The sequence below is a fragment of the Marinococcus luteus genome, assembly GCF_034497705.1.
GTDB lineage: Bacteria > Bacillota > Bacilli > Bacillales > Marinococcaceae > Marinococcus > Marinococcus luteus_A.
In genome coordinates this window covers 390,083-405,949 of sequence record NZ_JAXRUV010000002.1, presented here as the reverse complement: position 1 = coordinate 405,949, position 15,867 = coordinate 390,083, and the positions used below count along the sequence as shown (strand labels likewise).

Genomic DNA, 15,867 nt, shown 5'->3' with positions numbered 1-15,867 from the left:
ACGGCGTGCGCAGCCCTGAAGCCCAGGCGTTGAAAGAAAAGCTCTACGACCTAGGCTACCTCGACATCGCCAAGCCGAATGACCACTTCGGGCCGAAGACGGAAACTGCCGTGCAAGCCTTCCAACGCGATCACGGACTGAATGTCAATGGAATAGCAGGAACAGAGACACTTTTAAAATTAAAAGAAGCTCTGGAGGTTGAAATGAACGAGTCTATTCCATCTCCATTCACCTCCGTGCTGAGACAGGGAGACAGCAGTGACAGTGTCATCATGCTGAAGCAGTACTTGGAAGCTGCCGGCTACAGCACTAACACATCAAGCACCTACGACCAGCTGACTGCGGAGCAGGTAAAAGCCTATCAATCCGCCAACGGACTTTCTGCAACTGGCTCAGCTAACGGGCAGACCTTGAGCTCTCTCGTTGAAAAGCGTGGCACCAAGTACGTCTTCTCCGGCAAAGAGCGCTTCGGCCACGGTGTCGGCATGACCCAGTGGGGGGCGTACGGCATGGCCCAACAGGGATACAGCTACGATGAGATTTTGAAGCACTACTATACCGGCATCGATGTAGTGAGCAGTGATAGCTACAAAAACAAGACTATGCGTGTACTGCTTGGAGACACCAAGAAAAATACCGCTGACATTGAAACCTCCTCTGCTTACAGTATTGTGACAACGAGTGGGGATACACTGTTTGAGGACATCTACGGCTCGACTACCGTCACTTACGGATCAGGCGGAAACGGCACGTATACCGCAACGAATAACGGAACGAAAAAAACGACCAAGGACCCTATTTATGCAACAAGTGCAAACAACGGCACCATCGAATACGACGACGTTACCTACAAGGGTGAAATTCATTTTTCCAAAAGCCTCGTGGACGGCAAGTACACAAGCAGCTGGGTAATGGACGTCGTTAACCACGTAAGTATTGATACGTATCTTGAGGGCGTCGTTCCATATGAAATGTACACCAGCTGGAACGAACCCGACGCATACAAAGCCCAGGCGGTTGCCGCCCGTTCGTATGCGATCACAAAAATGAAAACAACCGGCACCTTTGATGTGTACAACGATACCCGCTCCCAGGTGTATCACGGCGTGCCAACCGGCGCCCATAGCAATCCGACCATTCTAAACGCCATTCAGGCTACGAGCGGACAGGCCATTCACTACAACAGCCAGCTGGTGGAAGGCGTCTACTCCGCCTCTGCGAGCGGCCACACCGTAGATGCTGCGGACGTTTGGGGGAATAATATCGGCTACCTGATCGGCGTTCCGGACCCTTACGATCCATCCCAGTACAACCAGGTGAGCTGGACCGACTCCTTTTCGTTAAAAGAGCTTTCGGCTGTTGATTATTTCAGGAACGAAAACAAGGGCGAAGTGCTCGCCCTTCAGCCAACGATGAAAAACGAACGTCTTCAAAGCATCGATGTGATAATGGAAAAAGGAACAATCACTCTCACCGGTGACCAGTTCCGGAGTGCCGTTGACTCAAGCGCCATGAAATCGAACATTTTAAGCATCGAGGAAATTAACTAAAAAAAATAGAGGGAGCTTCTCTTCATAGAGAGGCTCCCTCTTATTAATACTCTTTTTTAAAAAAAACCTTTGAATTTTCTTCGAGTTGTTTGCAACCCAATTTAACAAAATACAAAGATTTGTTCTAATAATGAAATTTCCATTCATTGCATTATTAATTTTTTGGTAATTCAAGCATCTTTCCTATTTCTTCATTCCATTCCGATGGATAAAAACTGCCAAACCCGCTTTGCGGATAAAAAGTCATTTCTCCGAAAAATATATTATTATTTACATAATATAAATCCACTCTTACAAAAGGGATATTGGCCGCCAAAGCTTCGACTAATTCAAGCATTTTTTCGTATTTTTCTGGTTTCGAATGTTTGATTTTGGAAGTCGGCAGTGGTCTTAAACCATTAAATGGCATGTGATTCCATTCTCTGTCATAAAAATCAATTGTTTCCTCCTGCCCACGACTACGTATGACTTGGCAATAAGCAGCTTTCCCATTAAAGCAATAGAACTTATAATCAGTTAAACCTCCGTTGGAGTTCTTTTCTTCAAGATATTTCTCACATAAAATCCTTGGCTGAATTTTTCTGTAAGGTTCTGCTCTCCCATACCAATACCAATTTCTTTTCATCCAGTGGGAAAGCTGGTTCTCTGCTTTTTCAATATCCAGTTCGTTTTTATTATTGCAAATAATATTGGACTGAGAACCATGCGTACATTTCAGCACGAATCGATCAGGTAATACTTTCCAATCAATAGCTTCAACACTTTCATATACACTATGCAACGGAACTAGATATGCTTCTCCAATTTTTTCTTTTACATAAGAACGCACTTTGTATTTATCAACACATTGAGTGTAAAAATCACGTTGATCATAAAGCTTTAGCCATTGAAGTTTATCATTAAACGTTCGCGGTCTTTTTAAATTTAATTTTTTTCCTGTTTTAAGATAGTATTGAATTACCAAATACGTCCGGTCTGATAAAAAATTTGTAGGTAAGCGATTGAAAACGGACCCCTGGACCTTGCGAAACTTTGTTAATGTATTTAATATTTTTTTTGAGATCGAAATAATGTTTATCATCACCTTTTATTCAGCCTCACTTCTACGAGAAGCGTTTAAAATTCTGTGTGAAACAATATGAAGGAAAATGAAATTTACCGACATAACTATCGTATACATAGTTATAGTTAAATAAGGATTAAAATTATAAATCCATGAAATACCAAATGCTACTAATACTAATACAACCCGAAGGATATCAAGAAGCAAACGGGCTCTCTGCTTTTCCAATATTACAAATAACTTACCAGAGGGAGCAAAGATAAACATAAAGAAAATCATAAAGGCAATGATACGTGCATACTCACCAGAAGTCGTCCATTTTTCTCCAAAAACCAGGCTAAATAGCTGGGGGCCCAAGGCCAATAAAGCGATTAAAGGCAGAAGCCCAATTAGTATTATCTTTTTAAACAACCGATTAAATAATCGTTTAAGTTTCGAGGGATGTTCCTTACCAATATTCGCGGCTTCCGCGTAAAACACATTGGCTACTGACGTCCCTATTAAATTCATTGGTAATTTTACGATAGTATATGCCAACCCGTAAAAACCAACAACTGAACTGCTAAATACTGAAGTGAAATATAAAACTGGCAGAGAAGAACTTAAAGACATTAATACAATTGAGGGCATATTGTAAAATGGAAAATTTTTGTATCTTTTAAATGCCCATTTAATTTCTTTTGGATGAATTAATTTGGAGTACTCTTTATATCGCTTGCGAACTGGCGCAGATAATACACGAATGCCAGCACTCATGCCCGCAATATGACCGAACACCAACCCAATTGGCCCAGCCCCTAAAGCTCCCGTTCCTACTTTAATCGTATTAGATAATATACTTTGATTAATGAGTGTCCTGGTTACGTTTTTGTAATCACGCAAACGGAATGCCCACTGATTGAAAATTTTATAGAGGCCGGCCAGCAACACCCCTAGTGGAATTAAAAAACGATACTGGTAAAGGGTCTCGGACTTGAATATGGTTAAAAATACATCGCCGAAAATTAAAAAAACGATAGAAAGGAGGAGCACGAGTAAAGTAAGCACCAACAGACACAAGGTCAGAATATTAATTGCTTTTCGTTCGTCTTTCGCAATTGGCAAAGCCAATTCATACTTTAAAGCTCCCACGGCTAATATACTAATGATCGCTGTATAAGTTGTTAAAATGCCATATTCGGTAGGTGTATAGATTCTTGTGATGACCGGGGACAGTAAGATGTTTAAAGCCTGGGCAAATGTCGTCCCTCCCATAACCATCAAAATGCTTTTCCAGAAATTGCTTTTTAATACTTTATTAATCATATCGATTCTCCATTGGAGTAATTTAAAGGTATGTTTTGCATTAATTCCCGTTTAAGAAACTTATAACTTCTTGTTTATTTTCTAACGCCTTTCTTTTCAATTCCTGCTTAACCTCTAGTGTATCTTTATCCCAATATTCTTCTTGAATAAATTCTCTTATACTTGTGGAAATATCCTCGTTTATTTGACTTAATTCATAAAAGTTCTTTTCTTTATTAATTTGCTCATAAAATCTTTTGGTTTTTTGATGCGCAGCTATTCCGAAAGTTTTAGTTCCTAAAGCGAAAGAAGTGATCCCTACATGGAGTTTAGTAGTTATAACACCATCTAGTTGACTAAGAAAAGCACATGTGTCCCACATGTTTTCGTGACGATATATTAACGGCTCTTCTTTTAGTCTTTTTCTCATTTCATCTATAGCTTTTTCTTGAGGCAGGGAGTTCCTCTTGTCAGCTATGAGAACTGGTTTGATATCTGCATTTTCCAATACTTTTAAGATTGATTTCATCACATTTTCAATATTATCTTTATAAAATGAGTCACCAGGCGCTACACCAATATGTATGCCTAAGAAATATTTGGCTTTATCTTTAGCAATTATATTAGAGGCTTCCTTTATTGATTTCCGGGGAATATCTTCTTCACTTAAACTAAGCACGACGTCACCAGTGATTTTCATCTCCATGTTTTTGACACCGTATTTCTTGAGGTATTCAAACGAAGCTTCATCCCTGACCAAAACTTTTTCTGCTGAGTTACATATATTTACAATAGAAGTTCTAGTTAAAATATTTGAAACAGGCCCTGCCCCTACACCAGCAATCATGTATTTTTTATTATTTTTTTTAAAATTCTTCCCTGGCACATGGTGTTTTTTTCGAAAAAAATTTATACCCCATTTATATTTTTTATGGTTGGGTTCTCCAAAATACCCCCCGCCTGTGTAAATTAACTTTTCACTTTTATTCAAACATTCTTCTCCAACTGCTTCAGAAGAAGATATTTGGTCTCTATATACTTGCGACGCAAAAGGAAGGCCCACCTTTAAATCTAATTCCTGAACCCATTTCGCTTGAATACCAACAAGTAGTTCATCTCCAAAGTTTTCATTATCGTAAGCTCCGTGTAGGGAAATCATATATTTCCTTAACCTCTTTTCTTCTAAATAATTATCGATGTAATTGATGCAACAACATTATGTCTATAGTAGTGAGGAATAACATTCTAATCATACGTTTCAAAACGATTGACCAAAAGTAGGGGACAATCTCTTTTTTTGTAAATACGGCCGACTAACTTTATCTTGTTGCAATTGTCAAATTAAGTTAGACAAAGCGTCGATCTTCATGTACCTCATGAATACTTCCAACGGGGTGAAATAGTCTAACGATTTTCTTGGGATATGATTTCTTTGGGAGGCCACGGCGGAAACATATGCCTGATCGCCATCCTGAAAATTCATGTGCTTGGGCAGGCCGTCCTTTCGGAGCAGGCCGTTTGAATGTTCATTTAACCCGCGTTGGGAAGGTGTTCCTGGACCCGCAAAAAAATAGCAAGGTCATGACTGTTGCTGATGGACCGCCAGTTGGAAAACTCCTTGCCACAGTCAAAAGTGATAGATTTGAACAGGTGTGTCGGAAAACAGCTGCACCACCCGTGCAGCGTGGTTTCAATATCCATGGCCGTGTGGCCGGCTGGTTGTAGGGTAATAATGACTTTCGACAAGCGCTCGCCCAAAGTGATCACGGCACTTTGATGGTGACAGCCGACAATAGTGTCTCCTTCCAGGTGCCTGAATTCCTGCCGAAAAGCCGGGTAATCCCGGTTTCTATCCGTCAGTGTCCGCTGAAACACCTGTTTTCCACGGCGTTCCTGATACCCGTTCGGTTTCCGATAAGACCGTTGGTCTTCGACCACAACGCTGTTTATTGGCTTGATACCGCTGAACATAATCGATGGCCCGATGCCCTTCCTGTAAATAAGTCACGACATTGTGGATCGTTTGACGGGCACGGCCGAGCTGCCTGGCCATCCGGGAAACCGGGATTTCCTTCTGCGCACACGCTTCTATCAGGACGACTTCATTCGTGCTAAGATAGGTATAGGTCATTCGTGATCACTCCTATGATTTCTTTGGTCGGAAATTCATATCGAGTGTATCACGAGTGATCTTTTTCGTTGTCTAGCTTAATTTTACAATCAGTGTTGTTAGAAAAGGGTTCTTTTCTGTAATTAATCTTTCACCCAAGGCATTTCAAATTTTCTTTATATAATTCATTCATTATAAGGCCCAACACAAAAGGATTAAAGATTTAATCTTTTTTATCACTTAATTGCTGATACAAGTGTAAATATTTCGTTGCTACATTTTCCAAAGAGAAATTTTCACACACTAAATCTCTTGCATTTTTCCCCATTTTCTCCCGAAGATCTTTCTCATCAATCAACTTTTGTAATTTTTCGCTTAGTAAATTTGCATTTTTAACCGGAACCAAATACCCGTTATATTTGTCAGTGACAACATCTCTATTGCCACCAATATCAGTAGCTATTGAAGCCAACCCTGAAGAGTTAGCTTCCAATAACACATTAGGCAGCCCTTCAGAATAAGAAGGTAACAGAAATATATCTGACGCTTGCATATACTCTTCAATATTATCCACTGAACCTTTATAGATAATGTTAGTAGAAGTCTTCAATTTATTTATCTCTGCTATTCTATCTTCAAACTGAATATTTTCTAAAATAGGTCCACATAACACTATTATTCCTTTAGTTTCGTTTTCCAACATATCTACTGCTTCCAACAAATCTTCTATTCCTTTTCTTTTATTAATCGCCCCTGCAAAAAGTGCAATAACGCTGCCTGAGGGTAGATCAAGTTTTTCTTTAATTTGATTTTTACGTTTTTCACTGACTGGATGAAATTTATCTACGTCTACCCCATTTGGTATTTTCACTATACTCTCTTGAACTTTAAGTGTCTTTTGAATATTATCTTTAATTTCTTCACTAATAGCCACAAATCTGTCTGCGTTTCTTAAGCATTTTTGCCTAAATCTTCTAGCAAACCACTTAAATCTATTAATATTTTCTAACTCTCTTGTACTTAATTCTTCCTGGGCGACTTTAACAATTATTTTTTTTCGAAATAGTTTACTTGCAATATTGCCTACTAACGCTTCCGGACCTGCCTTTATACAATGTATTAAACTATATTTTTTTCTATGTAAACTCAACCATAGTAGTGCTCTCAAACAGAATACATAAAAAATCAGGCTTTTTTTAGAAGAGCTCTGAAAACCTAAAGGTACTACTTTTAAATTTTTACTTTCTTTTTGTTTAGAAGAACTAAAAGCAGTGAGCAGAGTAATATTTACAGAATTCCTCTCCCTCATAGCAGATATTACAGATTCTAACTGTTTCCCGTAACCTGAGTATTCTGGGGGGTACTTATAACAAATTATTACTATATTCTTCATCTAACAGGCCACCCACTCTTCATTTTTTAAATATCAGAAGCGAATTCTTACTACTTCAGTAAAAATTCACTTCTACGACTGAGAAATTGATAATCATCTACTTGCTTGAGCGGTATTTATTTTTGTTATTTAATCTTGTCAGTTTAGTTTTTCAGATGCGGACGTAATCTCAAAACTATTTTCTGGCGCCAGCTACATGTTTTCACCTCAACTTTAATTAAAAACTCTCTCTAAAGTTTTACAAGTTTCTATTGTTAAGCTTTTTATAATTTAATTCAAAATAGTTTATTACTACTAGAGCCATTGCTAAGAATAATAAATAAGAACTCGAAAGATCAAAAGAAACGTTCCAGGTTAAGAAGGAATGTAAAGCTACAAAAATACTTCCCACTACTATAAAATCTATTTCCCAATTTTTAATTAAAGAAAGCATATATTTCAACAACAAAAATATAATTATTATCGAAATAACTAAGCCAAATAAACCCGTACTATAGAATATTTCTAAGAAAAAGTTGTGAGGGTATCCATAGTTCTCGTCTGCGGCCCAAGCATTTAAACCATATCCTAACAAGTTATCTAATGATCTATCTATGTAATATTGATACACATCAACTCTTGGCTCATCTTCAATACTTGTAAATAAATCCATCATTCTTTCTGTTCTTCTTAAAGCAGGAGATAAAAACCACCCTGCCACAGCAATAACAATAAAACCTCCCAAAGTGCTATACAGCCAGAGAAACTTTTGGTTTTTCCAATTATAATAAATAATATATACAATAATTAATATCGTTGGAAAGAGTATAGATGCTCTCCCGGAGAGTTGTGATAAGGCGCCGGTATTCAGGATGACGCCTAAGAGGGCAAGTGCTTTCCACCCCCATTCATTTTTAGTGAAAAACAAAGCCACAGCTACTAATAGTCCTATTGATAAAGGAAAACCCATTACTAAGTAATTTTCTCCTAAACTGGGATTTAAATTCACAAATCCCATCAGCCTCAGTGTCGATACTAAAATAGACCAAGCTAAATGGAAGAAAAGAAATAGCTTTATTTCTTTTCTTTCCAGGGCTAAAAAAGCAGTAGAAAACGCTAGACATACACTTAGATATTTAGCTAAATCAACCATAGCTAATTCGGCATAGTTACTTACTAAGCCAGAAACGATTAGCACGATCCATAAAAACATTAGCAGCAGCCAGTAATAACCCCTGCCTTTTTGCTCAAGCAAGGGTATTTCTTTATCAGAAATTACTTTCACAATACCAACAGCCAAAAAACCAATAATAATTATTACATTTACTAATTCATGGTTTATGAATACAATTTTCAAACTCGGTATATTAAAAGCCAAAAACAGAAAACTGGCTAAAATATAATTTATTAATTTGTCATTTTCCTTCATAATGTTAGCTTCCTTCCCAATATATTGACTTCAGAATAAGCCGAGGAACTTTTTCTTCTGTCTGATCTTTAACGGTTCATCAAGCAGCAGGTCTTTATTTTCAATAATGCGTTCGGCGTTTTCCAAAAAGGTCTCCACGTATTCCGAGCCGAGATGATGATCAATGTAATCATAGGCTTCCCGCAGGTCAAACGGACGCACATCGATGTTGTGGGCATCCGTCGAGACGATATGCGTTAAATTATGGGTCACCATGTCTTCGGCAAACTGCTTGATGCTTTTGTTCACTTTACTGGTAAAGCAGTGGGCGGTGAGCTGCGTGAGTGCCCCGTTCTTCACGAACTCATGTAAAAGGTCTGGCTGCTCGCGGAACAACTTCGTCCGCTCGGGATGCACGATAACCGGAACATAGCCCTCCACCTGCAGTTCAAACATCAGCTGCTTGGCGTACCGCGGCACCTGAGCGCTCGAAAATTCGACAAACACGTAGCGGCTGTGATTGATTCCGATCGAAACGCCTTTTTTTAAATCATCGACTAGCTCTCCGTTAATTCGGTTCTCCTGACCCGGGAGCACCTTCAGGTCAATACGGGCGCTTTTCAGTGATTCGTTCACGTAATCCACTAGGTGCGGAATGTCATGGCCGCTGTTGTCCCAGGCCCCGTTTTTGTGGTGCGGTGTAGCAACAACAGTATGTATGCCGTTTAACTGCGCGGCTCTTGCCATTTCGATGCTATCCTGAATCGTTCCGGCCCCGTCGTCAATACCGGGGAGTATATGTGAATGCAAATCAATCATAATCATTTGCTCCTTTACGTTTTTTCCATGTGAACAGCTTATCATATTTTTATTTTTTTCTACATGATTATTCTCTATACTGGGACTCAGAAGATTGGAGTGATCGCATGGACTACCGCCAGCTCGTCTATTTTATGGAATCTGCCCGACTCGAAAGCATCACGCGCGCCGCTGAACATCTGTACGTTACCCAGCCGACAATCAGCAAAATGCTGCGGCAGCTCGAGGAGGAATGGGGAGTAACGCTGTTTGACCGTTCGCGTAAAAAACTGACCCTCACCGATGCCGGCACTGTCATGCTCGAGCAGGCCAAAAAAATACGTCACGCTTACCACGAACTTGATCACGAGCTTGATGCCCTCCGCGGCTTAAAGCGCGGTCAGCTCCGCATCGGCCTGCCGCCGATCTTAAGCTCCTCCTTTTTCACCCGGGTTATCGCTCCTTTTCACGAGAAGTATCCGGAGATCACCCTGCATCTTGAAGAAAACGGCTCGAAAAAAATTGAAGAGGCTCTTCTGCACGGCGACCTCGATGTCTGCGCCGTGGTCCTGCCTACTGAGGAATCGCTTTTTCATACGCACCCGTTTGTCGACGAACCGCTCCAGGTCGTGCTCCCTGCCCGCCACGCGCTTGCGGCGCAGGCATCTGTCGGACTTCCCGAGCTTAGCAGAGAGCGTTTTCTGCTGTTTAACCAGGATTTCTCTTTACGCCAGCAGATTATTACAGCCTGCCGGGACGTTGGATTTATGCCCAATATTCTTTCGGAAAGCTCGCAGTGGGATTTTATCGAGAAAATGGTTGCAGGCGGCCTCGGCATCACTCTCCTTCCCGAAAGCATCTGCCGGGAGCTTGGCAGCGAGGTCATTATCCGGCCGCTTGTCGGAGAAGCACTCCGCTGGAAGCTCGGCCTCATCTGGCACCGCGAGCATTACCTTTCTTTTATCGCTAAGGAGTGGCTCGACTTTTCCATTCCGGTGCTTTCCCAAATGAAGCAGGAGGATTAATGCTTACAGCATAGACAAAGGTTATGGTTATTATATTAACCATTCATTTTTATTATGATCATGTGTGAAGTATCCTTATAAATGAAAGGAGACTTCACTATGCAGGCACGAAAAATGCGTGAAAGCCGTATCGTCAACACCGACCAGGTACTGCTGAACGATTTAAATAATTACAACTCTCTTTTTGGCGGCGTTCTGATGAAAAAACTCGACAGCTGCGCCACGCTGTCGGCACGCCGGCATTCGCGTGCGAAGGAATGCGTTACCGCTTCGACCGATTCCATCGATTTTCTCTGTTCGATTTTCCAGACGGATTCGGTCTGCATTGAATCATTCGTTTCCTATACCGGCACAAGCTCAATGGAAATCTTCTGCAAAGTCATCGCTGAAGACATGATGAGCGGGGAGCGCCGTATTGCGGCTACTGCCTTTTTAACCTTTGTCGCTCTCGGCGACCACGGCAAACCAGTGCCGGTCCCGGGTATTATTCCGGAAACCGATGAAGAAAAAACGCTGTTTGAAACCGGACAGGACCGCGAAATTGACCGTAAGCATCACCGGCAAAAAAGCAAGGAGCTCGCAAAATTCATTACCCTGGAAAAACCATGGGATGAACACGAGGAGGGCATGCAGTATGATCACGTTAACTAGTATTCAGACGCTCCGGAGCGTTGATGAAGAACGCTGCGCATTGAGGTATAACAACGAAGAGCTGTATACGCTGTGGACCCATGCGGTCCAGCTGACCCGGAAGCTTCAGCTCCGTTATCAGAGTCTCTGTACGCTGCTTCAGATGCCAGAAGAACTGCCGTCAGATGTCCAGGCTCTGCCTGTTTCTGTACGCCGCCTTTACGTTGAGGAAGTGGAGAAGCTACGCCAAGAGGCAAATGACGATCAGCTGCAGCAGTTTATCCAGACGCTTTCCTTTGAAGAGCAGGAAGCCTTTTGTGCGCTGACCGCCGGGGCTACGCCGGAATCTATTAAAGGATTAAAATAAATTAGCTAGAAAATCCAGACAATTTACCGTCTGGATTTTTTTGTAACTTTCCAGTGTTTTAGGCGACTATTATTTGTAGCACATATCATATAATTACAGCCTATTGAACTATTGCTGAATTAACTATAAAATAAAGCGATACTACATAACTAGGCAGACAGGAGAAATGAACACATATGAAAAAAGCATTACTTATTATTGGCGGGCTGTTTCTGGCGCTCCTTATAGCAGTCGGCATTTACGCCTGGTATCTCTACGATTCCGTGGCAGATACGGCAGAAAATATCAACGAAGGCGAAGACCGCCAGAGCAACCTCCGCGACGCGGACGTGGATATGGATACGAGCGAGCCGATTTCCATTCTGCTTATGGGCGTTGACTCTGAAGAAAGCACTTCGGGCCGAACCGACACCATGATCGTAGCTACCATCAATCCTGAAACAGAGTCGACCAAAATGGTCAGTATTCCGCGCGACACGTACACGGAAATTATCGGACGAGGTACGCAGGATAAAATTACGCATGCCTATGCATTTGGCGGAGCCGACATGGCCATGAACACTGTGGAAAACTTTTTGAACGTGCCGATTGACTATTACGCCACCATCAACTTTAAAGGATTTGAAGACATCGTAGATGCTGTGGGCGGCGTTACAGTGGAAAACGATTTTGAGTTCAGTGACAATGGCCATGATTTCCCGGAAGGTGAAATTGAACTGGACGGCGAGGAAGCGCTCACCTACGTGCGCATGAGAAAAGAAGATCCACAAGGGGACCTCGGGCGCAACGAACGTCAGCGCCAGGTGATCGAAGCTGTCGCAAATAAAAGTCGGAGTGTGACCTCTATCACCCGCATCGATGACTACCTCGATGTCGTGGAAAATAACGTGCGCACAAACATGACCTTCGACGACATGAAGGATCTGCGCTCGAATTACTACGGTGCCCGCAAAGATATTGAAAATATCAACTTTGAAAACGGTCAGGACCGGACCATTGACGGTATTTATTACATGGAACAGGACCCAGCGGAGGTAGATGAGATCTCCAACGAACTCCGGAACCACCTGGAGCTCGAAGACGGTGAAGAAGCTCCCGCGGAATAACGAAAACGGTGCCCTCAACAGAGGACACCGTTTTTATTTGGATTTGGATCGGCTCGGCATAAACCACTTTCGCTTTTCTTTTAGGGAAAACGGCTCTTCGGTACTGACGTATTGATTGTGCAGAACACACTCTGTGTTATCTATCAGCATCTGGGCATAATCCCCGCCGGCTATTTTTTCGATACTGTCGAAAGCGACTTCCATGGAGGGCCCTTCATCAAAGGAATCGATGGTCACATTGGCAACAATATTTGCCCACCGGTACTGAATCATTTTTTCAGCCAGATGCCTTTGCGGCTTAGGCGCAGATTTGCTAAAGCTTCCTGCATTCACCTGGGCGAGCGAGCCATCTTTGATCAGCCGGTACAGCTCTTCAGGATGATGTTGAAAACCTGCTTCCTTTTCCGGTTCAGCAAGGATGGGCACGTATCCTTCAAGCCGAAGTTCGTATAAATGGCTGCTTATTTGTTGATACGAAAGGTCTGCTTTCCCCTCTACCAGTACATACCGGCTGTTGTTTAACGTTAATGCTTCGTCTGTTTTTAACTCCTGCACCAAGGTTTCCGTCAGCCGTACGCACTGACCTGGATGAATACGGAGAGCTTTCAACTCACCGTGCCACTGCTTTTGAAACTGCTCAATTAAAAACGGAATCGTATCTCCCGGACGTTTGTCGTTACCGTACCACTGTTTCGGAGCAGGAATAACATCTGTTATTCCTGCCTTATTGTACTCTGCGAGTAATTGCCTGACATTATTCTCTTTCTCCGCCGTTTCACCTTCATCGTTTAAGATGTAGCTGTTAATGTCAATCAATCCGTCCACTCCTTTTATACGGCTTATTGCCCGTATGATTCCTTCAGCACGGAGAACGACTAAGTAATTTAAGTATACCACATTAATTTTTGAACAAAGTAAAAACTTCTTAATTTCAAATCCTATGACAACTGCTGCTTTTATCACAAAAAAGAGGCTGAAAGCAATTACTCTGCTTTTCAGCCTCACGATTATTTATGTTATTTAGAAGCGGCCCGCTCCAATATAACGGGATTTCCAGTAGGAGCTGTTCATGTCGGAAATGGTAACGCCGGTTGAAGCACCGGAATGGAGAAACTTGCCGTTTCCAACATAGAAGCCCATGTGCGATGGACCGGTCCTTGTTTCGTAAAACACGACATCGCCGACACTTGGACTTGATACCTTCGATACCTGTGTCCACATCTGCGCGACTGTACGTTTTGTAGTGACGCCATGCTGCTTCATAACGTACTGGATAAAACCACTGCAGTCAAAGCCGCTCGTAGAGGTGCCTCCCCAAACGTATGGAGTGCCGATATACTGTTTGCCTGTTTCCACCACCGCTGAGGAAGAGCCTGTCGATACTCCGGCTACCGTAATGCTTGAGCTTGAGGAAGAGCTCGAACTGCCTGAAGAGGCTGTTACATTGCTGCTTAATGCCTTCCTTGTCACGGGTCCGACGACGCCATCCACGCCGATGCCGGCTGTCCGCTGGAAATCTTTCACCGCTGCATCTGTTACCGGACCAAAGACACCGTCCACAGCGCTGTTATAAAATCCTTTGCTTTTCAGCGTACTTTGCAGGCTGCTCACTTCACTGCCGCGGTCGCCCTGGCGGAGCCTTGAAGACACACTCGAGCTGGAGGAAGCCGAAGAATTCGAAGAAACGGTGGAGGAAGAGCTGCTGCCGCCGAGGTTCATTTTACTGAACGTTATTGGTCCGGCCACGCCGTCCACGCCAATACTCTTGGCACGCTGGAATGATTTCAGGGAGCCTGCTGTTACTGGTCCGAACACCCCGTCAATTGCACCGGTGTGAAAGCCTTCGCTTTGCAGATACTCCTGCAGTTCTTTTACATCTGAATTCCGGTGGCCTACTTTTAATGTCTGATCTCCGAGTGCTGCATCTGCGACAGTAGGTGTTGCTAGAAGTCCTGCTGCAAGCGCAGCGCTGAATAAGAATTTTTTCATTACGTGTTCGTCTGTAAGGTCTCTTAATATCCGGAGTGTGTATGTTGTGGTTCTAAAGTTTCAGAATAAAGTATCTGATAGAAATATATGTAATAAAAGGGATATTTTTTATTATTAAGAGTTTAAGACGATTACACCTCCTGTTTTTTTATTTTTTAATTATTTAATATGTTTTTTTCTGTTTTTATAAGCTACTCGTATTATATGTTGGAGGTTTAACTAATTCAATAGAACGAGAACTTTTGTTACACAACTGTAATTATACACACAAATCCGTAACTTTATTGGTGATATTAGACCTACGTAAAACTTTATGCCCGTTATATTAGTACCATTATATAAAAAAGCCCCCTCCGCCTGCTATCCGGCGGAAGAAGCTCTGCTTTATCCTTATACTACATCTGCAGTATTCTATGTTTTTTAATATAATCAATGATCTCTTCCACGTTGATATCGTCTGCCAGAATGTATCTGCTGCGCTGATGCACTTCCGGCTTTTCAAGGATATCAAGCTTTACACAGTAACGGAAAAGAAGTGTTATAAATTGGCGCAGCGTGGAGGCCTGATAGGTGGACTTTTCTTTCAGTGAATCCCCGAAGGCTTCAAAGTAATCCTTTGAGGAAAAAGGAGATTTATTTTCCCAGGAGACCAGGTTCTGCAAAAATGTCCGGAAAAAATCAACACTTACGGCATATGTCTGCGGTGCTTTTTTGAATTTCAGCAGCCCTTCTTCTTCAATATAGTATAAAAGGAGCGTTTCCTGCCCCCGTCCTGTGGAAATATTGTTTCCGTTCATCCGAGGCTGCTCCCTGAAGGAGACTGTGGGAGCGGATAAGTCGACCAATCCGTTTTCCCCGGAAGCTGCAGCTTCTGCGCTGTTTCGTTCCGGATAAGTGACGTCCTCTCCTGCGATAAAGGCCTCCATCCGCTCGAGGTTACGCATATGGTTTACGGCCTGCTCGGCGCGGTCGTAGTTATGCTCCTGAATCGCCTCGTACAGAATTTCCTGTAACTGTTCTTCATATTTTGCTGGCATTAAGAGTAAATCCCCTTTCTTCAGTGACGGGCTCCGTAATGTTAATCGTTTTTGCCTCTGTATAGAAATTGATTCATTTAGCTGTACAGGTGCAAAAATAATTAAACATTTGAATTATACTTAATATA

General features: G+C 42.2%; 14 protein-coding genes and 1 pseudogene. 5 read left to right on the top strand and 10 right to left on the bottom strand.

What is annotated here, in order from left to right:
* A partial coding sequence (locus Q9M42_RS06155; protein WP_322525625.1) for a SpoIID/LytB domain-containing protein occupies positions 1–1,550 on the top strand: 1,550 nt, incomplete at its 5' end.
* Between the two features lie 154 nt (positions 1,551–1,704).
* Here the strand turns inward: Q9M42_RS06155 and Q9M42_RS06150 are convergent.
* The 7 genes and pseudogenes from Q9M42_RS06150 to Q9M42_RS06120 form a co-directional block, all read right to left on the bottom strand.
* Positions 1,705–2,631, bottom strand: coding sequence for an ATP-grasp fold amidoligase family protein (locus tag Q9M42_RS06150; RefSeq protein WP_322525649.1), 927 nt, complete (start codon positions 2,629–2,631; stop codon positions 1,705–1,707).
* A gap of 6 nt (positions 2,632–2,637) precedes the next feature.
* The gene (locus Q9M42_RS06145; RefSeq protein ID WP_322525624.1) at positions 2,638–3,918 is read right to left on the bottom strand and encodes a lipopolysaccharide biosynthesis protein; all 1,281 of its coding nucleotides are present in this window, start codon (positions 3,916–3,918) and stop codon (positions 2,638–2,640) included.
* 40 nt (positions 3,919–3,958) lie between these two features.
* Positions 3,959–5,056: a polysaccharide pyruvyl transferase family protein gene (locus Q9M42_RS06140; RefSeq protein WP_322525623.1), complete on the bottom strand. Its 1,098-nt coding sequence runs from the start codon at positions 5,054–5,056 to the stop codon at positions 3,959–3,961.
* Between the two features lie 177 nt (positions 5,057–5,233).
* Positions 5,234–6,028: pseudogene (locus Q9M42_RS06135) on the bottom strand (IS30 family transposase).
* Between the two features lie 202 nt (positions 6,029–6,230).
* Entirely contained in the window at positions 6,231–7,400 is a 1,170-nt protein-coding gene (locus Q9M42_RS06130; RefSeq protein ID WP_322525622.1) for a glycosyltransferase family 4 protein, read from the bottom strand.
* Positions 7,401–7,638: 238 nt separating this feature from the next.
* On the bottom strand, positions 7,639–8,808 hold the full coding sequence (locus tag Q9M42_RS06125; RefSeq protein ID WP_322525621.1) for an O-antigen ligase family protein: 1,170 nt from the start codon (positions 8,806–8,808) through the stop codon (positions 7,639–7,641).
* 30 nt (positions 8,809–8,838) lie between these two features.
* Complete coding sequence (locus Q9M42_RS06120) at positions 8,839–9,606, bottom strand: tyrosine-protein phosphatase (RefSeq protein ID WP_322525620.1); 768 nt, start codon at positions 9,604–9,606, stop codon at positions 8,839–8,841.
* A 107-nt stretch (positions 9,607–9,713) separates the two neighbouring features.
* Here Q9M42_RS06120 and Q9M42_RS06115 point away from each other — a divergent pair, with 107 nt between their 5' ends.
* The 4 genes from Q9M42_RS06115 (at position 9,714) to Q9M42_RS06100 (ending at position 12,713) form a co-directional block, all read left to right on the top strand.
* Positions 9,714–10,610, top strand: a complete 897-nt coding sequence (locus Q9M42_RS06115) for a LysR family transcriptional regulator (protein WP_322525619.1) — start codon at positions 9,714–9,716, stop codon at positions 10,608–10,610.
* Positions 10,611–10,709: 99 nt separating this feature from the next.
* A complete protein-coding gene (locus tag Q9M42_RS06110) occupies positions 10,710–11,261 on the top strand; it encodes an acyl-CoA thioesterase (protein ID WP_322525618.1) in 552 nt (183 codons plus the stop codon).
* On the top strand, positions 11,245–11,607 hold the full coding sequence (locus Q9M42_RS06105) for a hypothetical protein (RefSeq protein WP_322525617.1): 363 nt from the start codon (positions 11,245–11,247) through the stop codon (positions 11,605–11,607). Before Q9M42_RS06110 ends, Q9M42_RS06105 begins: the two co-directional genes overlap by 17 nt.
* 176 nt (positions 11,608–11,783) lie before the next feature.
* Positions 11,784–12,713 (top strand): LCP family glycopolymer transferase, encoded by a 930-nt coding sequence (locus Q9M42_RS06100; protein ID WP_322525616.1) that lies wholly within the window; start codon positions 11,784–11,786, stop codon positions 12,711–12,713.
* A 33-nt stretch (positions 12,714–12,746) separates the two neighbouring features.
* Here the strand turns inward: Q9M42_RS06100 and Q9M42_RS06095 are convergent, their stop codons facing one another.
* The 3 genes from Q9M42_RS06095 to Q9M42_RS06085 all read right to left on the bottom strand — a co-directional run bounded on the left by Q9M42_RS06095 (position 12,747) and on the right by Q9M42_RS06085 (position 15,739).
* Positions 12,747–13,529: a CpsB/CapC family capsule biosynthesis tyrosine phosphatase gene (locus tag Q9M42_RS06095; RefSeq protein WP_322525615.1), complete on the bottom strand. Its 783-nt coding sequence runs from the start codon at positions 13,527–13,529 to the stop codon at positions 12,747–12,749.
* Between the two features lie 204 nt (positions 13,530–13,733).
* Positions 13,734–14,702, bottom strand: a complete 969-nt coding sequence (locus Q9M42_RS06090) for a C40 family peptidase (RefSeq protein WP_322525614.1) — start codon at positions 14,700–14,702, stop codon at positions 13,734–13,736.
* A gap of 395 nt (positions 14,703–15,097) precedes the next feature.
* Positions 15,098–15,739, bottom strand: a complete 642-nt coding sequence (locus Q9M42_RS06085; RefSeq protein ID WP_322525613.1) for a hypothetical protein — start codon at positions 15,737–15,739, stop codon at positions 15,098–15,100.
* Positions 15,740–15,867 lie beyond the last annotated feature (128 nt).